General features: G+C 46.8%; 20 protein-coding genes. 8 read left to right on the forward strand and 12 right to left on the reverse strand.

Going from position 1 to position 24,747, the window contains the following annotated elements:
- Positions 1 to 15 precede the first annotated feature (15 nt).
- The 7 genes from PHG53_07015 to PHG53_07045 all read left to right on the forward strand — a co-directional run bounded on the left by PHG53_07015 (position 16) and on the right by PHG53_07045 (position 6,549).
- Entirely contained in the window at positions 16 to 375 is a 360-nt protein-coding gene (locus PHG53_07015) for a hypothetical protein (GenBank protein ID MDD5381370.1), read from the forward strand.
- 88 nt (positions 376 to 463) lie between these two features.
- Positions 464 to 718, forward strand: a complete 255-nt coding sequence (locus PHG53_07020; protein ID MDD5381371.1) for a translation elongation factor-like protein — start codon at positions 464 to 466, stop codon at positions 716 to 718.
- 75 nt (positions 719 to 793) lie between these two features.
- Positions 794 to 1,393: a 2'-5' RNA ligase family protein gene (locus PHG53_07025; protein ID MDD5381372.1), complete on the forward strand. Its 600-nt coding sequence runs from the start codon at positions 794 to 796 to the stop codon at positions 1,391 to 1,393.
- A 19-nt stretch (positions 1,394 to 1,412) separates the two neighbouring features.
- A complete protein-coding gene (locus PHG53_07030) occupies positions 1,413 to 4,259 on the forward strand; it encodes an efflux RND transporter permease subunit (GenBank protein MDD5381373.1) in 2,847 nt (948 codons plus the stop codon).
- Positions 4,259 to 4,447 carry a DUF2892 domain-containing protein gene (locus PHG53_07035; GenBank protein MDD5381374.1) on the forward strand — a complete coding sequence of 63 codons (189 nt, stop codon included), beginning with the start codon at positions 4,259 to 4,261 and terminating at the stop codon, positions 4,445 to 4,447. Before PHG53_07030 ends, PHG53_07035 begins: the two co-directional genes overlap by 1 nt.
- 22 nt (positions 4,448 to 4,469) lie before the next feature.
- The gene (locus PHG53_07040; GenBank protein ID MDD5381375.1) at positions 4,470 to 5,261 is read left to right on the forward strand and encodes an outer membrane lipoprotein-sorting protein; all 792 of its coding nucleotides are present in this window, start codon (positions 4,470 to 4,472) and stop codon (positions 5,259 to 5,261) included.
- A complete protein-coding gene (locus PHG53_07045; protein MDD5381376.1) occupies positions 5,182 to 6,549 on the forward strand; it encodes a hypothetical protein in 1,368 nt (455 codons plus the stop codon). The genes PHG53_07040 and PHG53_07045 overlap by 80 nt, the downstream gene beginning before the upstream one ends.
- 15 nt (positions 6,550 to 6,564) lie before the next feature.
- Here the strand turns inward: PHG53_07045 and ruvX are convergent, their stop codons facing one another.
- The 12 genes from ruvX to PHG53_07105 are packed head-to-tail and all read right to left on the reverse strand — an operon-like array spanning position 6,565 to position 23,345.
- Positions 6,565 to 6,972: a Holliday junction resolvase RuvX gene (gene ruvX / locus PHG53_07050; GenBank protein ID MDD5381377.1), complete on the reverse strand. Its 408-nt coding sequence runs from the start codon at positions 6,970 to 6,972 to the stop codon at positions 6,565 to 6,567.
- Positions 6,973 to 6,986: 14 nt separating this feature from the next.
- Positions 6,987 to 8,075, reverse strand: coding sequence for a sugar phosphate nucleotidyltransferase (locus tag PHG53_07055; protein MDD5381378.1), 1,089 nt, complete (start codon positions 8,073 to 8,075; stop codon positions 6,987 to 6,989).
- Between the two features lie 13 nt (positions 8,076 to 8,088).
- A complete protein-coding gene (locus PHG53_07060) occupies positions 8,089 to 9,093 on the reverse strand; it encodes an AEC family transporter (protein ID MDD5381379.1) in 1,005 nt (334 codons plus the stop codon).
- The gene (locus PHG53_07065; protein MDD5381380.1) at positions 9,093 to 10,490 is read right to left on the reverse strand and encodes a glucose-6-phosphate isomerase; all 1,398 of its coding nucleotides are present in this window, start codon (positions 10,488 to 10,490) and stop codon (positions 9,093 to 9,095) included. Before PHG53_07065 ends, PHG53_07060 begins: the two co-directional genes overlap by 1 nt.
- Before the next feature lie 44 nt (positions 10,491 to 10,534).
- Positions 10,535 to 12,667: a UvrD-helicase domain-containing protein gene (locus PHG53_07070; GenBank protein ID MDD5381381.1), complete on the reverse strand. Its 2,133-nt coding sequence runs from the start codon at positions 12,665 to 12,667 to the stop codon at positions 10,535 to 10,537.
- A gap of 34 nt (positions 12,668 to 12,701) precedes the next feature.
- Entirely contained in the window at positions 12,702 to 14,471 is a 1,770-nt protein-coding gene (locus tag PHG53_07075) for a hypothetical protein (protein ID MDD5381382.1), read from the reverse strand.
- Positions 14,472 to 14,512: 41 nt separating this feature from the next.
- The gene (locus tag PHG53_07080; protein MDD5381383.1) at positions 14,513 to 15,943 is read right to left on the reverse strand and encodes a hypothetical protein; all 1,431 of its coding nucleotides are present in this window, start codon (positions 15,941 to 15,943) and stop codon (positions 14,513 to 14,515) included.
- A complete protein-coding gene (locus tag PHG53_07085; GenBank protein MDD5381384.1) occupies positions 15,888 to 17,111 on the reverse strand; it encodes an ATP-binding cassette domain-containing protein in 1,224 nt (407 codons plus the stop codon). The genes PHG53_07080 and PHG53_07085 overlap by 56 nt, the downstream gene beginning before the upstream one ends.
- 54 nt (positions 17,112 to 17,165) lie before the next feature.
- Entirely contained in the window at positions 17,166 to 19,091 is a 1,926-nt protein-coding gene (locus tag PHG53_07090; GenBank protein MDD5381385.1) for a cation-translocating P-type ATPase, read from the reverse strand.
- Positions 19,092 to 19,103: 12 nt separating this feature from the next.
- Positions 19,104 to 20,381, reverse strand: a complete 1,278-nt coding sequence (locus tag PHG53_07095; GenBank protein MDD5381386.1) for a protease modulator HflK — start codon at positions 20,379 to 20,381, stop codon at positions 19,104 to 19,106.
- Between the two features lie 10 nt (positions 20,382 to 20,391).
- On the reverse strand, positions 20,392 to 21,285 hold the full coding sequence (locus tag PHG53_07100; GenBank protein ID MDD5381387.1) for a protease modulator HflC: 894 nt from the start codon (positions 21,283 to 21,285) through the stop codon (positions 20,392 to 20,394).
- A complete protein-coding gene (locus tag PHG53_07105) occupies positions 21,282 to 23,345 on the reverse strand; it encodes an SPFH domain-containing protein (GenBank protein ID MDD5381388.1) in 2,064 nt (687 codons plus the stop codon). Before PHG53_07105 ends, PHG53_07100 begins: the two co-directional genes overlap by 4 nt.
- Before the next feature lie 171 nt (positions 23,346 to 23,516).
- Between PHG53_07105 and PHG53_07110 the strand changes: the two genes are divergently transcribed.
- Positions 23,517 to 24,482, forward strand: coding sequence for an ABC transporter permease subunit (locus PHG53_07110; protein ID MDD5381389.1), 966 nt, complete (start codon positions 23,517 to 23,519; stop codon positions 24,480 to 24,482).
- Positions 24,483 to 24,747 lie beyond the last annotated feature (265 nt).

The following is a 24,747-nucleotide window of genomic DNA, read 5'->3' on the forward strand; positions in this document are numbered from 1 at the left end:
TATATTAGAGATACTATGGAGAGAAAGTTTTTTACAAAAAAGGGAAGCGTTTATATACAGTCAATCAGGAGAAGAAACGAACTCTGGATTAAAGAGGACAAAAACGGGGAGATACAGACGCTTGTGGGGGGAATTCATATTTCGAGGAAAAGATTCAGGGAGCTTCTGAAAGAATATCCGTCTTCGCTGCTGGATACAACATTCTGTTTCGATTTAGAGGCCGAGAGGGAGTTTTTTGAAGACGCCAAAAGGGAAAGATTCACCGGCAATATAGAGGATGAAGATACAGTGATTTTTTTCCTTGTCAAAAAAGGGCCTGACAAATACGGAATCGGATGCAGCAGTGCAGTTACGAAAATAGAAGTAATTGATTAAACAGCCGGGTTGTATTGAAAAAGCTTTAAGTTACAATAGAGAGGTCGCGGACTTATATACAGAGGCACCAAAATTAAAGGAGACAGAGATGGCTGAGGAACAGATTGGAACAGTATCGGATTTCTTTGCCCGACCTGTGGTAGCCGCTATCGAGCTGACGGGAGATTTGAAAGTCGGAGATAAAATCCACATTAAGGGCCACAGTACCGACGTTGAGGAAGTTGTCGGCTCAATGCAGATTGATAATGCGGCTGTTACAGAGGCAAAAGCAGGCGACTCTGTCGGAGTGAAGATCAGCGATAAGGTAAGAAAACACGATACGGTTTATAAGGTCACCGGTTGAGCCTAAACTCGCGGAGTTTAGAATCCCAGAATTGCTTCGCTGCGCGCATAGTGACGATTGAGACGAAAGAAACGTATGGGCAAGAAAGCTGTTGATGCAGTGCTGCTGCCGGACGAGACGATGATAGGTAAGGCGATTGAAGCGAACGCCGAGTTAGTGAAAAGGTTTGGCAGGAAAATAGTGCTGAATAAAAAGGACTGCCTGCCGCATATTTCCTTAGCTATGGGCTGTGTCGATGAAAAGAACATCATTTCTGTCGAGAGAATTTTACGGACAATCGCAAAAGAACTTCCTTTGGGCGAATTGAAGGTTTTGGGGGTGCATGTTTCAAAGAACGCGGCCGGTGAAAAGGTATCGGCTTTTGAAGTGGAGAAAACGACAGAGCTCCAATCGCTTCACGAGACGGTTATGGAGAGATTAGAGCCATATTTGAGCAATGACGTAACCGCCGAAGAGATAAACGATGATGAGGTTGCGGAAACAACACTATCGTGGATTAAAAACTATCGGGGAAAATCGAGTTTCGGCAAATTTTTTCCGCATATAACGATCGGATACGGCGAAGTGGGTAACCTGTCGCCCTTTCCGATTAAATTTGCCGCGTCAAAACTTGCATTATGTCACTTAGGGAACCATTGCACGTGCAAGGAGATTCTTTTCTCAGCCGGACTTTAAGGGAGTGTTTTAGAGATTTATGAAAACAGATTTAAAACAAAAGATTACAGAATATTCGCTGAGTCACTACAAATTAATTACGATAATAATGGCCGTTATTACGCTGGTGCTTGGGGCGTTAATACCTCTTATACGGGTTGACACTGACCCGGAAAATATGCTTTCGCAGGACGAAGCGGTCAGGATTTTTCACAATCAAACCAAAAAGCAATTTTCATTAAACGATATTGTAGTAGTTGGGATTGTTAACGACAAGGACCCCAACGGCGTTTTTAATCCTGCCTCGTTGGTCAGGATTTATGAGCTGACAGAATTTGCAAAAACGCTTCGCTGGCCGGACGAGAAAAATCCTAACGAGGAAATCGGCGTTGTAGAAGTGGACCTGCTGGCCCCTTCGACGGTAGACCACATAGGCCAGGGCGGTCCGGGGGAAGTCAAGTTTGAATGGCTGATGCAAAAGCCCCCTGCTACTTCTGCTGAGGCGATGGAAATCAGGGACAAGGCGATGTCGAATCCGCTGCTGAATGGAACGATTGTTTCCGAAGACGGCAGAGCAATATGTCTTTATTTGCCGCTGACGAACAAGGATTTGAGCTATAAGGTTTACAGCAGGCTTAAAGAGAAAATCGCCGCGCTGAGCGGGGACGAGAAATATCACATTACAGGCCTGCCTGTGGCGGAAGATACGTTCGGTGTTGAGATGTTTATTCAGATGGCGGTGTCGGCGCCGCTGGCGATGGTGGTGATTTTTATCCTGATGCTGCTGTTCTTCCGCAAGCTGGTGTTAGTAATTTCGCCGATGATAATAGCGATGGTATCGGTGATTTCGACGATGGGGCTTTTAATCGGGCTGGGCTATCCGGTGCATATTATGAGCTCGATGATACCGATTTTTCTTATGCCGATAGCGGTGGTAGATTCGGTGCATATTCTTTCGGAATTTTTCGACCGTTACAGTCCGAAGAAAGGCAGAAGAGAAACCATCGTCGAGGTCATGGGCAATCTTTTTACACCGATGCTTTATACTTCGCTGACATCAGCGGCGGGTTTCGCGTCACTGGCACTTACGCCGATTCCGCCGGTGCAGGTGTTCGGGATATTTGTCGCCGTCGGGATTATGATTGCGTGGGTATTCACGGTAACTTTTGTCCCGGCGTATGTAATGATGGTAAAGGAAAGCTCGCTGGCAAATTTCGGCACCGGGCAGACACACTCAAAGAAACAAAGCTGGCTGGCGAGGTTGCTTAACGTGGGAGGACGTTTTACATACAAAGCTGCCAAGCCGATACTGATAATTATGCTCGTAATCACGGCTGTTGCTATTTACGGGATTACGCAGATTAAGATAAACGACAATCCGGTAAAATGGTTTTCAAAAAGTCATCCTATCAGGGTAGCCGATACCGAACTGAACAAGCATTTCGGCGGCACTTATATGGCCTACCTGGTGCTGAGCAGCGTGGAAGAAGATGTTTCGAATCAATATATTACCGGTCTGGAGCAGCGTTTGGCGAAAAAAAGCACCGAACTTAAAGAGGAATTTCCGAATGCTACTACTATTGTTTCCGAGGCGGAGAAGTTTGTTTCGGAGCAGAAGGCGGCAGCGAAAAGCAAAGACGAGCTGCTCGATAAACTGAGTGGTTTCACCTCCGGCAAAATTGATACGGCCGACGAAAACGATGTTGATATCTGGAATGAGGTGGCAAACTTTTTCGATTTGGAAAAAGAAAGGCTTAAAATATTCAAACAGCCGGAGGTGCTGCGATATATCGAACGGCTGCAGGGATACCTGGCAGGTATCGGGGTAGTTGGGAAGAGTAATTCTGTGGCAGATGTTGTGAAGAAGGTCTATCAGGAGCTTAAGGACGGCAGGAAAGAAAGTTTTGTTGTGCCCGACAGTGAAGGGGCTGTTGCTCAATGCCTGATGCAATTCCAGAGCAGTCATAATCCCGATGATCTGTGGCATCTGGTTACATACGATTATATGCACGCCAATATCTGGCTTCAGTTAACGAGCGGGGACAATAAAGACATGCAAAAGGTCGTCGAGGCGGTAGACAATTTTTTCAAAGCGAATCCGCCGCCTGTGCCTATGAAATACAGCTGGGCGGGGCTTACGTATATAAACGTGGTATGGCAGGACAAAATGGTGTGGGGAATGCTGCAATCATTTCTGGGCAGTTTCATCGTTGTGTTTATTATGATGGCGATTCTTTTCCGCTCGGTGCTTTGGGGTCTTATATGTATGCTGCCACTGACTATTACGATAGTAATTATCTACGGCATCATCGGATTGGCTGGTAAGGATTACGATATGCCGGTGGCGGTGCTTAGCGCGCTTACGCTCGGTATGGCGGTGGATTTTGCGATACATTTTCTCGAACGCGCCAGAGGGGCATACCGGCAGAGCAAATCATGGGAGAAGGCGTCAGCTGAGATGTTCGGCGAGCCGGCAAGGGCCATAAGCAGGAATGTAATCGTAATCGCGATAGGTTTTTTGCCGCTATTGGCGGCTCCATTGATGCCTTATAAAACGGTAGGTATTTTCGTTTGCGCGATTATGGCGGCTTCTGGTGTGGTGACGCTGCTGATACTTCCGGCTATCATCAGAATATTGGAGAAAAAGCTATTCAAGACTATGGCTGAACCGATGAGGCCAAGCTGTAACTGTGCTTTTTGTGCAATTATATCGGCAGCTACCGTGCTTTTAGTGGCGGTTAATGTGCACCAGTTCGCTATTGTTAAGTGGAATACTCTCGTATGGATTAGTATAATAGCGATACCGATTATGGCGATGGTCTGCGGGATAATATCGCGCAGAGCGGCGTGCAGAAGAGCAGAGAACAATTTGAAAGAGAAACAATAATGACAGTTGAAAGATATTTAAGGGCAATGGCTGGATTTTTTGTGCTTGTCAGCGTTTTGCTGGCGCATTACCATTCGCCATACTGGCTGTTTTTTACCGGCTTTGTAGGTTTGAATTTATTTCAGTCTGCATTTACCAACTGGTGCCCGATGATGTCCATACTTAAAAAACTCGGTGTGGGAAAGTAATATCGAAAGAATGAGGTGTAAGATGAGGAAAATATGTGTAATAACGGCGGTCCTTGCTGTTTCGCTGCCGCTTTTTGCCGCTGATGAAGCACCTGATATTAAAACGATAGTCGACAAGGCCAATATGGTCGCTTATTACCATGGCGACGACGGCAAAGCAAAGGTCCATATGGTAATAACAAACAAGCAGGGACAAACGAGAGAGCGGGAATTTATCATACTCAGAAAGGACGTCAAAGACGGCGGCGACCAGAAGTATTATGTTTATTTTCTTAAGCCGGCCGATGTCCGCAAAATGGTCTTTATGGTGCATAAGCATACGTGGATGAATACGGATGATGACAGATGGCTGTATATGCCGAGTCTGGACCTTGTGAAACGAATCGCGGCCAGCGATAAGCGGACAAGTTTTGTCGGGTCGGATTTTCTATATGAAGATGTTTCGGGCAGGAGCCTGGAAGAGGATACTCACGAGCTTGTTAAAACCACAGAAGAAGTGTTTGTGGTTAAAAACGTGCCGAAGCAGCCAGATACTGTGGAGTTCAGCTATTACAATGTTTCAATAAACCGCAAAAATTTTGTGCCGGTGAAGATGGAGTATTACGATAAAAGCGGTAAACTCTACCGCACTATCGAATCTGTAAGGGTTGAAGAAATTCAGGGCTTTCCGACAGTTGTTAAATCGGTGGTTTCCGATTTGAGAACGGGCAGTAAAACTGAAATGGAATTCAGCGATGTTAAATATAATATCAATTTGGGAGACATATTCACCGAGCGATATCTTCGCAGTCCGCCGCAAGAGGCAATTAAATAATTCAGCGAAATGGATATTAGCCTCGGTTGTTGTATTAGCCTCGGTTTTTTCTTTTCCTGTCAGGGTCCAGGGGCAAACCGGAGACAGTAACAGTTCATTTTTATCCAGGATACCGGTAGATGTGCACGGTTTTTACGAATTGAGGTCGGGCTACCGGCTACAGAAAGACAAATATGAAAAAGACATGTCGCTTATGGAGACGCGGCTACAGCTTGATTTGTCGTCGTCATACCTTGACTGGGCCGACTTGAAATTCAAGGGCGACGTGTTCGGTGACTTAGTAACAGAAGAAGCTGACTTCGATACACGTGAAGCGTATATATTTACGAGGCCGGCTGGTTTTATGGATTTGAAGGTCGGAAGGCAAATCCTGACATGGGGCACCGGCGACTTTGTGTTTATCAACGATTTGTTTCCGAAAGACTGGCAGTCGTTTTTCATCGGCAGAGACACCGAATATTTAAAGGCACCATCCGATGCGGTGAAGGCCAGTTTTTTCAGCGATTTAGCCAATCTCGATATTGTCTATATGCCCCAATTCGATTCCGACAGGTTTATAAGCGGAGAACGGATTTCATACTGGAATTCGAACCTCGGAAGATTAGCCGGCAGAGATGCGATACAGCATGTTGATAAGCCGAACCGCTGGTTCCGTGATGATGAAATTGCCGTTCGATTGTATAAAAATATTAATAATTATGAGTTCGCCATTTATGGCTACAAGGGTTATTGGAAGAGTCCCGGGGGGCAAAATGCCGCGGCTACCAAGGCGATATTTCCGGATTTGAATGTTTACGGCGCAAGCGTTCGCGGCAATGTCGGCAAGGGTATAGGCAATATGGAATTCGGGTATTATGATTCTGGTGACGACCGAAACGGGAAAAACGGCCTTATAAACAACTCTGAGCTGCGGTTTCTGGCGGGCTATACCCAGGACATCGGTAAAGATTTTACAGCGGGGCTTCAATATTATGTCGAACATATGCTGGAATACAGCAGACATCAGAACAGTTCGCCAGCGGGTCTGTCGCGTGACAGGGACAGGCACCTGATAACTATGCGGCTTACAAAGCTTTTGATGAATCAAAATCTTAGATGCTCGTTGTTCACGTATTTTTCACCATCGGACAAAGATGTGTATATGCGGCCGAATGTAAATTATAAGGTCAGCGACAATCTGGCTGTAGAGGTCGGCGCTAATGTATTCTTTGGTGATTACCCGAGTACCTTTTTCGGGCAATTTGAAAATAATACAAATATTTATGCATCTGTGCGTTACAGCTTTTGATTGTTGGCTGTATTGTTAATGCCTTTTTTGTTCGAGGAAGGCTTCGAGGATTTCCGCGGCGGCGACGGCATCAAGCCGTTTTTTCTTTTTCTTTCTTGTAAGTTCGGCGGGAGCCAGTTTTCTTTCAGCTCCGAAACTACTCAATCTCTCATCCTGAAAGTGTATTGGAATTTGCAGATGTTTTTTTAACTGCTCGGCGAACCGGATGACACGTTCGGCCTGAGGACCCTTTGAGTCATCCATATTCAAAGGCAGGCCGAGGACGATGGCTTCGACATTTTCGCTTGCGACTATATCGGTAATTTTTTTTATGAGGTCTTTTTGACCCTCTATTACAGCCAATGGGGAAGCGATTGTCTCTGCCTGGTCACAGATTGCCAGGCCGGTGCGTTTGTCGCCGAAATCAATTGCCAGGTATCGCATTGTTTGTAAAGAGATTAGAGGAATTTTTCGCCGGTGTGCTGCTTTATCAGCTCGAGCAACTCCTTTAGTCTCTGGGCCTGGTCGACGTGGCATACGAGCGTGGCATCAGGGCTGTGGGCAACGACTATATTTTCCAGGCCGAGGACGGCGATTAGATGCTCCTTATCTTCGGTAACTATGATGCTGTTTTTGCAGTCAAGGAGTTCGCTCATCGCAGCGACGACGATATTATTGTTTTTGTCGGAGGTGATAATATCAGCGAGCGCGGCGAAGGAGCCCATATCGAGCCAGCGGCAATCCAATTTTATTGCGTGGACCCTGTCGGCCTTTTCCATAACGGCGTAGTCGATGCTGATTTTGGGCAATTTAGGGAACCATTCATTGATAGCTGACTGCTGATTCGGGCCATCCCAGCTGGCTTTAATTTTACGAAGAGGCTCGGCTGTTTCGGGCAAAAACTTTTCAAGATTGGCGAGGATTGTTTTTGCTTTCCAGACGAACATGCCCGAATTCCACAGGTAGTTACCGGTTTTCAGATATTTATTGGCGGTTTTTTCGTCTGGTTTTTCCTTAAATGCTTCGACGGCATGTATTGCTTTTTTGCAATTAGGGTACTTTTTGGCGTCGGCGCATTTTATATAACCAAGCTGGGTGCTGGCGAAAGTCGGTTTAATGCCGAAGGTAATCATATCGTCTGGATTGTTATTCACAAAGACTAGGGCGTCTTTAAGCGCCTGCTGGAGCACTTCAGGAGGTTCGATTAACTGATCGGCGGTTACAACAGCCATAGCGGCGTTGGGGTCGTGCTTGGTGAGGATGGTTGCGGCTAACCCGATGGCACCGGCTGTATCGCGGACGACGGGTTCAGCGACGACGTTATTAAGGGGCAGCTCCGGGAGGTCTTCTCGGACGAGGTCAGAGTAACCTGCGTTGGTGAAAATAATTATATTTCTCTGGTCAAATACTGGCGAGAGACGCTCGAAACAATGCCGAAGAAGCGTTTTGCCGTCGAGAATTTTCAGGACTTGTTTCGGATGTTTTTCGCGGCTGAGGGGCCATAATCTTTTTCCTGTGCCGCCTGCCATTACTACTACGTAATCCATCGCCAAAGGCCTTTCAAGCAAAGAGCAGGAATAATACCGGTACAACGATAGCGACGAAAACAGCCATCGTTACCACCCAAATCGCACTGGCCAGCGGGCCGTCTAAATCGAAGACGTTGCTCATTGTCACCATAAGAACGGCGCTGGGCGTAGCCGATGAAACTATTATAACCTTCTGAAATAAACTGTCTAAGTTTTGTCCAGTCAGTTTCAGTGCGGCGATAATTAAAAGAGCCACGGCCGGCGTTAAAATGAATTTTACCGCAGCAATCGGAAAATACAAGTTTATATAATTTTTGAGGCGGGAGAATTTTATCCGCAGGCCGATTGCAAAGAAAGACATGCTGGAGGCGGTGTAAACCAGAATATCGATTAAATAGAATTTAGTTATGAATGCTGGTTGTTTTACCTTGGTCAAATTCAGGATTATAGCGATTATTATGGCCGGGGCTACGAGCATTCGAAGGTCCATTAGAAAATCGAGATTTAATTTGGCGTTGCGGTCCTTGCTGCGAAGCTCGCGAAATTTCAGAAAAGGTAAATAAACAAGATAAAAAACGGGCAGGCAAAGCAGAAGATATATATTTGCCAAAGCAAGCCCCATCATACCGAATAGAGCGTAACAAACAAACGCCCCGCCGGTATAGCCTGTATTGCTTATCGCGCCGGCGAGAATCAGGGTAAGCCGTTTCTTTCGGTCATGCTCGAGGATGTGAAAAATCACCGCGGAAAGGACGGTAATTACAAGCATTAAAACAACGCCGACTATCGGCAGCCAGATTAGCTGGCGGCTCAGGTTCATCGACCATATTACCAGTAGAGCGATGAGCCAATTGAAACAGATCATGACGATGGTCATTATTTTTTTTGCGAGATGTTCGGACAGGCCGAACCGGCTGCTGGCAAGATAGCCGGAGGTCAGGCCGATGACCAATACCGCCAGCATGCCTATAAGGCGAATCCTCGCAACGTGCGCAGCGGATAGACCCGCCAAACAATCGAATAGAAGAGAGTACATCAAACCAGGAAGTCTCCGTCAACTTCAGTTAGAGGTTGAATTTGCTGTGCCAGTTTTTTGAAATCGTTTTTTCCCATAAGTGCGAAAGCGGCTTCTTTGCCCAGTTCTACAGCGGGTTGGTCATAAGGGTCGATGCCGAATAGCGCGCCTGCAAGAGAAGTTGTTACCTCATATAGATAAATAAACTGGCCGACGGTATAGGCAGTTACCCGTGGGAAATTAACTGTAAGGCAGGGACGTTTACTTTGTAAAAGAGCATACTCTGTGGCCTTTTTTTCGCTGTTAAGCAATAAGCTCAAATCTTTACCGGCAAGGAAGCCGAGCTCCGGGGCGCAATCAGGGGCTGGGCCTATTTCCATGTCCTTGTCGAAATTATCGACTTGCAGGAAAGTGAACAATTTATCGTTGGGTCCTTCGCGGTAGAGCTGGACCTGGCTGTGCTGGTCGGTAGTGCCTAACGCCTTTACCGGCGTCGGGCCGATGCGGACTTCGCTGCCATCCAGTGCGTGTGCTTTTCCGAGACTTTCGGCCCATAGCTGGCGGTACCAATCAGCCAAGTCTTTGAGGTGGTAACTATATGGCATCATTACGGAGATTTTTTTACCGAGATTGTAGAAGTGATAGTTTATTGCGGCGTTGATTGCTGCGGGGTTTTTGTAGAAATCTTCGGTGCTGACTCTTTTGTCCATATCACGGGCACCTTCGAGAAGCGAGTCGATATCAATTCCGCACATAGCGGCACTAAAGAGGCCGACATCACTAAGAACGCTAAATCTGCCGCCGACGCCGTCGGGGACTTCAAGGCATCGCAGTTTCAAATCGTCAGCGATTTTACGCAGGGTGCCTTTTTCCCGGTCGGTTGTTGCGATGATCTGGTTGCGTAGGCCTTCGCGGCCAAGTCTATCGAGCAGAAGCTTATGGATAATCATAAATTGTGCAGCGGTCTCGGCGGTTTGGCCCGATTTGCTGATGACATTAAAGATGGTCTTATCGAGTTTGTCGCTGGCCCAATCCAGAAATGAAGTTAATTGCTGCGGGTCGATATTGTCGAAGACGAAGAGCCGGGGGCCGGGACGCTGCGAGTCGTCGAGATTGTGCATATACGGATTTAGCGTGGTTTGCAGAGCGATATTTCCGAGGGCGGAGCCGCCGATGCCGAGCACAACGAGATTTTCACATTGGTCTTTAAGCTCAGCAGTCAGCTTTTTGACTTTCTGGATGGTTTCCCTGTTATGGGGAAGGTCTCTATATGCTTTTCTTTCTTTGTTTAACTGGGGGATTAACGGCGAGGTTTTTTGGGCAAGGGTTTTTAGTTGAGCGTCGGTGATGCCGTGCTCGTTGCCAATGATTTCAGCTGTAACATTTTTATAGTAGAGTTTAATTTGAGATTCCGGCACAACTGTACTCCCTAATAATTTAAGCCCACCGGTAAGACCGGGAGCTAAATATTATTTAGTTTTTCAAGGTCGGCGTATTTTAACATAAGTGATTTTATTTGTCCTGTGTGAAATTTTATAACGATGACGCTGTTTTCGCCCATATCGACGAACTCTTTGACGGTTCCGCTACCGAAGAGTTTATGGCGGACGAGCTGGCCCGCAGCAAAGCTGGTGTAAGTTTGACCAGTGTCATCGGTATCGTCATAGCAATAGTGGGTTTCCTGAGGCTGGCTGGTGAGGTCAGCTCCAATCTCAAAGAGGAATTGTGATGGTATGGTTCGAAGCTGCTGGCCGCGTATTTTCCGGTATTGGGCACAGCTTATATAAAGGCCTGATTTGGCACGAGTGATGCCGACGAAAAAGAGCCTTCGCTCCTCCTCAAGCTCGTCTTCATCACCGGCATTGCTTCTTTCGTGCGGTAACAGACCTTCTTCTACACCTACGATGAAGACGTTTTCAAATTCGAGGCCCTTTGCGCAGTGCAAGGTCATAAAAGCGACACAGCCTTTGGATGCGTCATACGCATCGGTATCGCTGAAAAGAGCTATCTGCTGAAGGTAATCGAGCAATGATGGGGCTTCGGCCTGCTGGTCGTATCGGGCGGCGGCGTTTAGCAGCTCGTTCGCATTATCAATAGCATCTTGTCCGTCGGTACCTGCTTGCCGAAGCGACTTTTCCAAACCAGATTCAGTAAAGATGCGCTCGATGAGCGGTGCAACTTTGCCTGTAATATCTTTTTTGAGTCCCTCGAGCATATTGGTAAAGGCGGTGATTTTAGTTTTTGCGGCTTCGGATAAAGAATCGATATGCCCTGTTTTTCTCAAGGCTTCGAAAAAAGTGATGTTGTTGCGATCGGCATAATTGTGGATTTTGTCAATTGTGGTTTTTCCTATGCCGCGGGCAGGTGTGTTAATGATGCGCAACAGTGCGACTTCGTCATCGGGGTTGACGAGGATTTTCAGATAGGCGAGTATGTCGCGGATTTCTTTTCTGCCGTAGAACTCCACGCCTCGAACAATTTGATACGGTATTTTGTTCCTGATGAATGCTTCTTCGAGCAGCCGGCTCTGGGCATTAACACGATAGAATACGGCTATATCATTTAGAGAAGTGCCTTTATCGCTCAACTGCCTGACGTGATTGGCGACAGCTTCGACTTCTTCTAACTCATCCCCAAAGGCGTTTATGGCGACATCAGCAGAGGGCGGTTTTGTGGGAATGAGCGTTTTTTGTTTTCTGTTTTGGTTTTGTGCAATCAGCTTATCGGCTATTTCGAGTATCTCGGGTTTGCTGCGGAAGTTTTCTTCGAGTTTGACGACAGCGGCGTCGGGCCAGTCATTTTCGAAGGCCAATATGTTGCGGATGTCTGCGCCGCGCCAACGGTAAATGGATTGGTCTGGGTCGCCGGTTACGCAGATATTATTGTGTGCCGAAACGAGGGATTTGGCGATATTATACTGCGCGTGATTGGTGTCCTGGTATTCGTCAATGAGCAGGAATTTGAAGCGGTTTCCAAGCTCAGAGCAGACGTCCGGGCAGTCGCGTAGCAAAAAAGCGGTCTTCATCAGCAGGTCATCGAAGTCCAGAGCGTTATTTTCACTTAAGATGCTCTGGTATCGGGCATATATTTTGCCTAACGTATTGTGAAGAAAATCGTCAGCCTCCGTTTTGAAAATATCAACGTCTATGAGCCTGTTCTTTAACTTGGAAATGTTTTCGAGCGTTCGAGAAGGCGGGAAATTTGCGGTGTCAAGCTCGCAGTCCTTGATGGCTTGCTTAATGCATTTGGTCTGGTCGGCATCGTCATAAATACTGAAATTTGGGTTTATCTGTGCCTTATCAGCATATTTTCGGAGGATTCTTACGCATAAAGAATGGAATGTGCTGATATAAGCCCCGCCGGAAGCACCGAGAGAAATTGCCCGCTGGCGCATTTCCTCGGCAGCTTTGTTGGTGAAAGTTATCGCGCAAATATTATGAGGCAGGACGCCTGATTCGATAAGCGCGGCGATTCGGTAAGTGATAACCCGGGTTTTGCCGCTGCCCGGGCCGGCAATGACAAGCAGCGGTCCTTCAACGTGAAAGACCGCTTTTCTTTGAGATGGTGTCAATTGCTGCAAAAGTTCATTATGCATACAAAGAGTGCTTGTTCCGCGCCGGACAAGCAGGTTACTTTGACTGTTCGAGCTGCTTAAGGAGCTCTTCTTCCTGTTTTTCGAGCTGTTCGGCCAGTTCCGGCCTTTCTAATTTGATACGGTTATACAGAGCCAGCCTCATATTCGGAGGATACTGCTGGTCGTTCACAAAATCTATAAGCGCAAGATATCTTAACAAGGTGAAATCGGGCAAGTCAATCCTGGTTTCATCGTGAGGTAACTGGTAATGGTCATAAACTTCTTTTGCCATTTTTTCTCTGCCGAAAGCTTCGTCGTCGTCGTGCATCGCATATCTGAAGTAGCTTTCCCGCAGCATCATTCCAATAATTTCCTTGGCGTTGTTTACGTTAGTGTTCCGAAGCTCTTCGCGGAGTCGGTCTCTGACATAGATAACGAGAGGGACTTTGAATCTATCCTCTGGGTAAAGTTTTCTCATTTTGTCGTAGATTTGCTGGGCCTGCTGAATATGGCCTGCCTGGTAGAAGGAGAAAATGGCGTTCATAAGCATATTTCGGTGGGAGTCTTTAAGGGATTGAAGAGAGCCTGTTTTTTCTTTCTCGAGAAAACCGTATTTTTCGATTCTTGCCAGAGCGGCGTCGTTGTAGGAATCAAACATTCTCAGGTCCGGCCGCAGGAATATCTTTTTTTCTATTTTTGTCTGCGGTGTTTGCGAGCCCGAAGATGTTTCGACCGGCACATCATAGATAAATATTTTTCCGTTGCGGAAGAGGTCCTGCAAGCTATGGTTTACTATGCGGTCGGTTTGAATTTCAGCTGTGGAAGCATCATTTTTCCCAGCTACCTGTAACCCTTTGACTGCCCAGTAGATTGCGTGTGTGTCGGGGTGCCTCCAATCCAGAGGCGAGCGCATGTTGGGGTCATTAAAGTCAGTAGGACCATAAGTTTTATTTAGCTCCTGCATCAGGACGGGGTCAAGCTTCCAAGTGTTTCGCAGGCTGTAAGCCTTGGCGAAGATATCGAATTTACGAAGGGCTTCTGTGCCTCTGAAATTATCTATTACCTTGAAAGCTTCAGGATTAAACCTGTCAGGGTTTTGCCTTAAGGATAAATAATTGTTTACAAAATCGTTATTATTTTCGAACGTTTCGTCAGCAGCTTTCAGGGCTGTAATCAGCGGGGTAACATTTGGGTCATTTACAATTTGTTTCCAGTCAGTCGGAGCCTCGGCGATCGCCTTGAAATACTCGTTATCCGCCGGGGTAATCAGCGGTTCCATTGCCAGTGCCAGCTGCAGCTTGTAATATTCGTGCACATCATCTGATACGGAGCCTATTTTGTGCAGGAAGATTCTGGCCATTTCAAAGTAGAGTGAAATGCTTTTGGGGTTCAGCGGAATGCCTTTATCGCGAAGTAGCTCATAACCGTTCTTGACCCATCGCCATCGTTCTTCGGGCTGAGTTGCGGGTATAGCGACAGAAATATTATAGGCCATATTCCACGCATGGAACTCCCATACGGAAGGGAATCGAGGCTGTAAAGTGGTTATCCACTCCGCAATCTGTTTGGCGTCGAAGAATTCGCCCTCGTCTTTCAGTTTATCCGCCCGCAGCCATAGTATATCCACGAGCAGACCGCGAAAAGCGCCCATAGCGACGGTTGCGAATGCCAGCGAAGGCGGAGCATTTTCAAGGGGCTCGTTGGTTATCAGCTTCATTTGCTGCCGCTGGGAATTTATGTAATCAAGCTGCGTGCCGGCGGTAATGAGCAAAGAGACGGCGAGCACGATGCAAACAAACCAAATTATTATGTCTCGCAAACGCATAGGAAAGATAAAGATTAAAATGAAAAAGATACTTTATTTTTTTAAACTATAACTTTTGCAATTTCCTTATATCTGAAAATAATCAAGGCCGCAAGCCATAATAAAAGCGCCTTAATACCAATTAAAGAAACGACGGCTCTGGCCATTAAAGACCATCGCAATAATCGCGCAGGAATCAGGAATCTTGCGGGGTTGAGCTGGTCAAACTGTGGTAAGAGCTGAGTGATAGGCTTGATGGTGTAGGAATATATACTGCTTAAGTCTTTGCTGAGGTAGTCAAAGGACTCTATACAAAAATCGCTGATAGTTCCGGCAAAGAAGATTGTCAGACATAGCAGTATGGCCACGGGGAACGAGAGGAAAGTCGACGCTAATATTCCCAAACAAGCAAGGAAAATCAAACGGAGTAAGATTAAAAGAGTGCCTCTTATAAAATTAGCAGTGAAGGAGTCTGCTTTATAAAGCAACTCTAAGCCGTCTTCAGGCGGAAAGATTACGACAGTGTTGTTGTTAAGGGGGGGATTGAAGAACCTGACGGCCAGATAACCATCTTGTGCTACCGCGTCGGCGGGAACCTCTATCTCGTAGAAAGTGCGGATGAGGTCTTTACGGTCAACGGTATAAAACGGCGTTTGGCGTTCCATGCCGTATTTGAACGGACGGTCGTCACCTACGAACCATTTACCAAATACCTGTAAGTTGGGAGGATTTACTGAAACCTCATATTTGAATCTTATAAACAAGCTCTGATTAGGGTCGGTAGGTTTAACATTATTAAATTCCCAAACCAACTCGTTGCCGACCGCAGCAGCTCGTTTCCTAAATTTTATAGTATGTTCGATGTTTTTTTTGTAATTTTCACGTGAGGCTTTATTGCCAGTGATGCCCGCCGGCAGTTGTCCGGTTTCTTCAAGCTTCTTATAGGTGTCCTCGACCTCCTGTTTGACATCGTCTTCGGGAGGAAATAAACCGATCCGTGCGGTGAAAAACTCGTTGTCAGCCTGTATAAGTTCTGCCTGGCTCGCTTTGTAAAATTTCGGTGTGTAAATGGTAACGGTGTATATTACGGCAGAAAAGAGAATCAACAGTGCCACATCCAGCATTATTATACCAAGCAGTTTGCCAAGAAGAAGCTGGAAACGGCGGATGGGCTTGGTAAGAACGGTGTATATTTGCTTTTGCTGAATATCGCTGGTCAATGAATAAACCGAAACTACTATAGTGAGCAGAGAGAGCAGTAAACCAGTGAGTGAAAAGCTGTAGCTTATAAAGGTTTGGAGCCTGCCTTTCAGAGTGCCGTCGCCTGTCATCGAAACACCCATAAGGGGGAGCAGGACAATCAGCAGGATTATAAAGATAATGGCAGTTTTCATCCTGACAGCCTGCTTTAGAGTATTTATAGCGACAGCCCAGATGCTACGCATTGCCTGAATCTCCTGCCTGTGGCTTGCCGGTCTGCTTTCCGTCGGCATTTTGGTCTAATGGATGGTCTGTGAGGTTATCTAAAATACTTTTTTTGACTTGCTCTTTCCGAGGGGCTTGCGGTTCAACCGGTTTTGTTTCAACAACGGGTTTTGATTCGGCCTGCTCGGTTAGCTTACTAAGCAGCTGCTCATCAGGTTTAGGTTCAGAAGTTCTAACGGGCTCGACTTGCTTTGTTGCCGGAGGTTTTGAGGGGACTTCCGGCGATACCGACGTGGAGACAAGTTTATCGAGTATGTTTTCGGGATGGTCCTGAGGGGCGAGAAAATGGCCGATTTTGGTGGTACTAATTGCACCGCTTGTCGGCGTGGAAAGCTGCTGGGCTTCAGTCACGGTTCTGATGAAAAATGTTTCAAGCTTATCCATTGGAGAGGTAACGACACAATCAGCCTGTTCATTTCTGACTATCTGCTTTATTTTCTCGACAGCGGTATCACTGATGGAGCTGGTAGTAATCTGCCTTTTGTCGGTCTGCTGCAGAAGCTCTTTGACTTTGCCTTCGGACTGGATTTTGCCGCCGTAAAGAATCGCGATTCTATCACATACATCTTCGACATCTGCAAGCAGGTGACTGCAAAGCAGGATGGTTTTACCACGTTTTGCAAGATGAATAATTAAATCCTTTATCTGTCTTGTTCCGATAGGGTCAAGTCCTGTTGTCGGCTCATCGAGCATTAAGAGGTCCGGGTCATTTATCAGAGCCTGTGCGAGAGCGATTCTTCGTGCCATTCCTTTTGAAAAGGTTCCGATGGGTCTGTTTGCGACGGCCTTTAGCCCGACCATATCAAGCAGCGCTTCGATTCGCATTTTCCGCAGTTTGGACGGCAAGCCGAATAATCTGCCGTAAAAGTCCAGTGTTTCACGGGCGTTCAAATACCTGTAAAGGTAGGACTCTTCAGGCATAAATCCTATCCGAGCGCTGATTTTGGGATTGGCGGTCTCTCCGCCGAGACACAGGGCTTTGCCTTTTGTTGGGTAAAGCAGGCCGAGCAGTATTTTCAGAGTTGTCGTTTTTCCTGACCCATTGGGCCCCAAAAGGCCGAACACTTCATTGTACTGAATCTGTAAATTAAGGTCATCTACGGCATAAACCCTGTCCCTGCCCCACCAGTCGGAGAAAATTTTGGTCAAAGAAAAAGTTTCAATGGCATATTCCATAGTTTCGTATCTCGTATTTCATATTTTAAATGAGATGCACCTGACGTATCGCAATTATGGTTCGTGGCTGAGTTCCTCGCCAAAGCGCACAAGCCGCGCACTATTAAAAACAACAACCAATGAGCCGACGAAATGCAGAACTGCGGCATAAATGGCCGGCAGCCACGCGGCGGCGGCAGCAGCAACGCCAAGAATGATAAAGATAATTCCGAAACAAAGGTTTTGACTGATAACACCTCTGGTTTTTCGCGAAAGGCGAACAAGAAAAGGCAGCCGCCTCAAATCGTTACTCATAAGTGCAATAGAAGCGGAATTTATAGCGACATCGCTACCTGCGGCCCCCATAGCTATACCAAGGTCGCCTGCCGCCAGGGCCGGCGCGTCGTTTATGCCGTCACCGACTACTGTGACGGTGTGTCCGGTGGCTTTAATTTGCTCGACAATCGAAAGTTTGTCCTGCGGCAAGCACTGTGCTTTAAAATCGGTGCAGCCGAGTTCGGCAGCGACACGGTTTGCGACCTCATCTCTGTCGCCGGTGAGCATAGTTATCCTTTTTATGCCGAGGTCGAGCAACTCAGTAACGGCCTGTTTAGCTTCGGGTCTGGTTTTGTCCTGCAAGCCAATCCAGCCGATGCACTTGGAATTCTTTGCCACATATAAAGTGCTGAAACCGTGCTCTTCGTGAAGGCCTGGGGCAGCGACTGTGGTTGTGTCCACATTGTTTTCCTTCAGGAAGGATTCTCTACCGAGGACAATTTTGGCAGAGTCAACGAGGGCGGTTATGCCTTTGCCGGGGGTTTCTTTAAAGTTGCTCGGTTCAGGCAGTGTAAGGTTTGCCTCTTTTGCTACCTCGTGGAGAGCTCTTGCTACGGGATGTTTACTCATTTGTTCAGCAGAAGCAGCGACTGACAGCAGTTCAGCCGCTTCAACACCTTCCGCGGGCGTCAATTTTGTTACATACAGCCGGCCGGTTGTTACCGTGCCGGTCTTATCGAAGACCATCGCTGTCATCTTCCCGGCAATCTCAAGGTCAGCGACGTTCTTTATCAGAATTCCAAGCCGGGCCGAAGCTGAAATCGCCGCGACCATTGCCGTAGGAGTCGCTAAAATCAACGCACAGGGACAGGAAATAACAAGTATCGTAATTGCCCTGTTAACATCGCTGGTAAAGAAAAGGACGATGCCTGCAATCATTAGTATAGTTGGCGTGTACCACTTAACATAACTGTCGATTATCCTCATAATCGGTATCTTTGTCAGCTCGGCCTGAATAATCAAAGACTGGACCTTGCCGAGAGTTGTATCCTTGCCGGCTTTTGTTACGGTGATATCGAGGACGCCGGTAAGGTTCGTTGTTCCGGCGAAGACCTGCATTCCCGGCACCTTATCGACAGGGAGGGATTCTCCGGTTATTGTCGCTTCATTAACGGAGCTGAGTCCTTTTACGATTTCGCCGTCGGCGGATATATTATCTCCCGGCCTGACCCGGATGCAATCGCCGGCCTGAAGGGCACTAACGTTTACTTCCTTTTCAGAACCGCCCTGCTCGATCAGGTTTGCCCTGGTGGGTGTAAGTTTAATAAGCGATTCAATAGATGCACGTGCGCCAAGAGCGGTTCGGCTTTCTATAAGCTGACTCAGAAGCATAAAGAATGCAACGACCCCTGCAGTAACATAGTTTTGCGTTGCAAAAGCGGCGATTATTGCCAGAGCTACCAGCTCATCCATATGCATTTCTTTTTGTAGGAGGCTTTTTACTGCGTGCAGAACAATGGGTGCACCAAGCAGTATTGCGCCGGCCATTGCCAGGAGCTCAGTATTGAAACTACCGTGGCCATAGAAGAAGCCGGCTAACCAGCTGTTTATCAGCAGCACTCCGCCTGCCAATGTGCCCAGCATCGCGATGCTTACGCGGATTTGTTTGCCGCGGGTATGCTCAACGGTAATTTCATCTTTCAAATGTAAGTGGTCGTGAGCCATATTTTATGTTTTTTATTTTTCCTCAGATTTCGGTTTTAGCGTTTGGTCTTTGTTCAGGAGAAGTCTAATCTCCCTGCCTTTGATACCTGCATCCGGCTGAATTATGATTTTTTCGTCTACGTTGTTAAGGATATATTCTATAGCATCCTGATAGATTTTTTGAACAACCAGTTCAGGCCGTTTGCGGTATTCTGGCAGTAGTTTTTGGAGGTATTCCGCATTTGCTTTGGCGGTTTCCACCACTTTTGTTCTATATGCTCTGGCGCCGGCGATTTTTTCCTGAGCTTGGCCGGCTAACTGAGGCCACAGCAGTTCTTTTTCCTCTTCGCCGGTAGTTTCATTCTTAAGGGTTTCAAAAAGCTGGGCGGCGACAGGACCTGCGACTTCGTTAAGAGTATTTTCAGCATAGCCCTTTGCTTCACTAATGGTCTTTTGACTGTCCTGGCTCGCCTTGATAGAGGCCAGGAATGCTCTATCAACCTGCCGGGGCCAGGTTATGTCGGTGAGTTGTACCGATACAACTGCTATGCCGCTTTCTATATGGTCTAATTTTTCCTGCAGCAATTTTTTAACGTGTTTCGGGATTCTGTCCTGGCTTGAGATTGCCTCGTCAATGGTGTAGTTGACCATTGCGGTTACAACCGCATCCTCGAACAGGTCCTCCAATAACGGCCTTATACTTTTTTCTATAACGTCAGCGTAGTTTTGCCCCGGCGATGTATCATCCGTGTAAGTATTTTTAAAGAAGCGTTCGGGGTCGCCAATTTGATAGGTGAGCTGCCATTTGCAATGGACAATATGGTAGTCGCTTCCGGTAAGTCCGGGGATAGTTTGGCTCTGTTCTTCACTCCGGATGATACAATAACCTTCTCTTATAGGGTTTAATGTCGCCGGCACTCGAGATTTTCTAACTTCCGGGCTCAGCAGCAATTCGTCCGGCCGCTGATAATACCAAAATGAGTCGACCGGCAAATTTAGCTTTTTGGCTACGGGGATTTTTACAATTTTGTCTATCGGATATGGAAACACCCACTTCAATCCCGGCCCAAGGATTCTGTTTTCTCCTATACCGCAAATCTTTCCGAACCTCAAAACAAGCGCCTGCTCGTCGGGCTCAACGGTTCTAAAACCCGAGGCGAGAAAAACAACAATGAGCACAATCATTATTATCTTTAGGACAATAAAGCTGATTCGTAACGCCTCCGACAGGGATTTACCGGCGGCATCAAGCTCATCGCCGGCGGCTTTTCCGGGCGGTTGTATCAGATGTTTATTATTATCGTCTGTCATAATTACCTAATTATTTTTTCGGTTTGATATTGGGCATTCCCTTTAACAATTCAAACGGCTCTGTATCAGTGCTGAAAACAATAGTTGACCTTTTCTCCAGAAATTTTTTGAGAGCATCGATATTCCGCAGAAAGATTGCAAAGTCTGGGTCTTCCTCGAGCAATTTATAATATTTCGCGGCTTCGGCGTCGCCCTCAGCACGTATTGCCTTTGCCCTTGCCTCCGCGGCGGCAAGCAGCTCTGTCTTTTTTGAATCGGCGTCTGTTTTTATCCTGGTGGCTTCGGCGTTTCCTTCGGCAATAGTGGCTTCGGTCTTACGGTTTCTTTCAGCCCTCATTCGTTCAAAAACGTCTTTGCTGACCTCCTCACTGATTTTAAGTTGCTTTATTCCGAGGGTTTTGATTTCAATGCCATAATTGGCCCTGACAGGCTGTTTGAGGTCGGCAAGCATCTCGTTTTGAATCTCTTCAAATTTTATTTTTGAAGGGTTGCTATTCACAAATTCAGCGAAATCGTGCCCGCCGATTATCTTATTCTGCGTATCGCTAAGCTGGCTGAGCAATTTGTTTTCGGCTTCCTTGATAGTTCCGACGGCATTGAAGAACATGAGCGGCTCGGCAATTTTCCAAACGACGTAGGTGTTCACGATAATGGGTACGGCCCCCTTGGTTGTTGTCTCGCCGAGGTCGGCTTCGAAGACCCTCATTCGGGAATCAAATTTATAAACCTGTTCGATTGGAGCAGGCCATTTGAAATACCAGCCCGGTTCGGTGATTCCGCGGGTGGGTTTGCCGAAGGTAGTTACCAAAGCAGATTCTATCTCCCTGACCTGGAACGAGACAAAATACAGCACCATAATGGCAACTATCAATATGATAAAAATTGTAATGGCTATATTTTTCATTTTTTGTTACTCTCCTGAAGACCGCTTAATTCATATAAACTCGGCGTTAGTTTGTCCTGAGCGTCGAATATAAAAACCTGTGTATCATTCTGGTCGGCGACCACAACATATTTTCGTGTGTTCTCAAGAGCCTCCTCCAAAGCCGCTAATCTCTGTTCCTGTTTATAAATCTCTTTTGCGGCCCTGTAGGCTTTAAGCTGGCTGTCGAATCGCTGTCCCGTCGCCTGAGCAAGTGTTGCTTTCTCAAAAGCGTAGCTTTGCGCTTCTCGTAATGTGCTGAATATCTTGCCCTTTGCTTCTGCGAAGGCCGAATCCAAATCATTGGCAAGTTTTTCGATTTCCTTGGGCTGATTTTTCTCCTTAACCTGCTGGTATTTGGCTGCGAGACTATAAAGCCTGTCAGCGTCCTCTACAGAACCTGCGAGGGCGCTCAAAACTTTGTTGCGCTCTGCATAAGCACCGAGGATAAGTGCCTGTTTCTTTTGAACGGCCCCAATAACCTTTTGATAGTCTCCTGCGACTTGGGGCGGTGGGTGAATCCCCTGAAGGCCCAAAAATATGATTTCAACACCTAGGCCGGCTTCGTCAGCAGCGGCCTGAATGCGGCTGATTAAAGTACGCTCAGCTTCGGCACGGCCGGCTCCAAGCAGGCTCTGATTTATACTGGCTTCGTCATTCACTTCAATCTTTGCACTGGCTGCGAACCGGGTAAGCTCGTGATAACAGATAGACTCAAGCAGCTTTTCCGGCTCGTTATGGTTATAAATGAAAGAATACAAATCTTTTATTTTGTATTGAACGGGAACGGTAGCAACTATGAGACTTACGGGGACAGCTCCGGCGGCCGTCTTGGAACTTGTCTGTTCACTGGCGACCAGCAAAAGGTCTTCCTTTTCGTAATGAGCTTTACCCCACAGCAGCGGTTCACGGTCAAGCTCTTTGGTGCCTGGTTTGTACTTCGGGACAAAACCTATGCTGATTTCTGAAACCATTTTCGTGGGATGCTTATAGGTGATATCGATGGGCCAGGGCCATTTGAAAGTCAGTCCGGGCTTGGCAAGTCTAACCTGGTTGGTTTCGCTTAAGGGATTGCCGAAATGCTCTATTATTGCCTCTTCGTTCGGGTTCACTACTACGATACAACTCAACAGATACAGTGTAACCGCAGCAAAAAGAATCAAAGGTGCTATTGCTTTTTCGAGGAGTTTATAAAACCATGTTTGAGAAACTTTAAAACCGAACTGGTAATCGATGGTGCTTGCGGCTGTTCGGAATAATCCGCCCGGCTCATTTATAGTCCCAAGCAGTCTGCTGTCAAAAGCGCTTTTGGCATATTGGCCTTTTAGCCTCGGGCGGTAGATATCGAAGACGATGTTCAGAGCGGTTTCTGCACCAATGGCGAGCAGCAGGATAGGGACAATAAGATCGATTACATTAATCACAATGAAAATCTTGAATTGTGCCAACGCCAGGCTAATAGCCAGCGCGAAACACAAAATAGCTATACCGAGCAAGATACTGCCGCCGGCCCTTAAGGGTTTCCACTGCAGTTGTGCCGACATACCCGTGGCATAGCGGGAAATTATGAAGCTGACGAACGCCACGGCCGTCATACAAGCGGCACAAACTAAAGGCTGCTTCGCCTCGTGCTCGGCAGCGGCCTGGACAGCTTTTAATAAGTACAGCCCAATGGCTATCTGGTAAGCGGCTATAATTGCGGAGAATATGGGAATGAACCATTTTTCGAGCAAATCAAGCCGGCGCTGGGCAACAGCGAACATAACAGCCCGTTCCCCCCCTGCCTGGAATATGGTGGTGGCCTGCTTGCTCTCGGCCAATTGGCCCATATCGAGCTTTTCCTGCTCGGCCAAGGCCCGTTGATGAAACTGAATGGCCAGAACAAACCAAATCAGGGCTGCCGAGAGGATAAGCCAACTGATTGCAGAAAGCGCGAAGAATCCGCTCCATCGGCCCACAAAAAAGACGATGCCGAAAAACACGATGCTTAAAATCAGGGATGCTCGAGCTATATGTTCAGCACGTTTGGACGATGTTGTCATTCTTTATCCTTACTTTTATACTTCGAACAAAAAGCCGCGAATACGGTATATATCCAGATATATACAAACTCTTTACAATCTATAGATTGCGTAATATAATAATAAACATCATTTAGAGTCAATTACAAAAAACTTGTTACTTAAAATTATGCCGCAAACGGGTAGTGAATAATGCATAAGAAATTATTTACAATAGCTAAAAACACCTTTATAGAGACATTAAGACAGCCCGTCTACGCCGTAATAATCTTCGCGGCCCTGTTTTTATTCTTTATAAGTCCATCCCTGACTATGTACACAATGAGCGACGACAATAAACTTTTGCGAGAAGTAGGGTTATCTACGCTGTTTTTGGCCAGTTTGTTCATAGCAATATTTTCCGCATCCGGGGCCGTGGCCGAGGAAATCGAAAATAAGACGATAACCACCGTCCTTACTAAGCCGGTGCAACGTCCGATATTCATTATTGCGAAGTTTTTTGGTGTTTCTGCCGCAGTGGCTCTGGCACATTATATCTGTACTATCGCCCTACTGATGGCAATCAGGCATGGCGTAATGCTATCGGTGAATGATACGACCGACTGGACGGTTGTAGGCACAGCGGCGGTTGTGTTTGCGGCGGCATTTTTGTTAAGTGCTTTTTTCAACTATGTTTATGACTGGAAATTTTCGTCAACGGCCATCGTACTGCTTGGTATGTTTGCTACGGTCGGCATCATATTTCTATATTTTATAGACCGAAACTGGCAATTTAACCCAAAGGACAACGGCATAAATACGCTGGATGTCTATGGGGCGATATTGCTGTTGTTAGCTGCCCTTATAATTGTGGCTCTGGCGGTGGCGTTTTCTGCCCGTTTTAATATTATGGTAACGCTCTCAGCCTGTATTGGGATTTTTTTGTTGGGTCTTATAAGCGATTACACGTTCGGCAGGTTCGCAGAAACGCAATTGTGGGCCCAAATAGGCAGGCTTTTGGTGCCGAATTTGCAGGTTTTCTGGATAAGCGATGCGATTTACGAGGGCAGTGAAGTGCCTCTGAAGTATATACTAATAAGCGCTTCTTATGCCTCGTGCTATACGATAGGTATTCTTGCTTTAGCTGTTGCTTTCTTCCAGCGCCGGCAGGTAGGATAATTCGCTGTTCGCATCTCGTATCTTGTCCCTGATTTCCCAGAGTTGCGCAAAATAAAATAGCCGCGATTAGTCCAACAGGCGAAATGTCACGTCATAGCGGCAGTAACCTTCCAAATACAGAGATGGCCGTGCCGTAAAACAACAGCGTTTTTGGCCCAAAATCAGCGTTCGTCCGAGAAAACCCGGAAAATTTGGCTATTTTCAGAATTTAGTCTTGACATTCCGGATGGTGGAGGGGTACAAGGTAGTTTATGTGGAATTAGGC

The sequence above is a fragment of the Phycisphaerae bacterium genome (assembly GCA_028714855.1).
Classification (GTDB): Bacteria; Planctomycetota; Phycisphaerae; order Sedimentisphaerales; family Anaerobacaceae; genus CAIYOL01.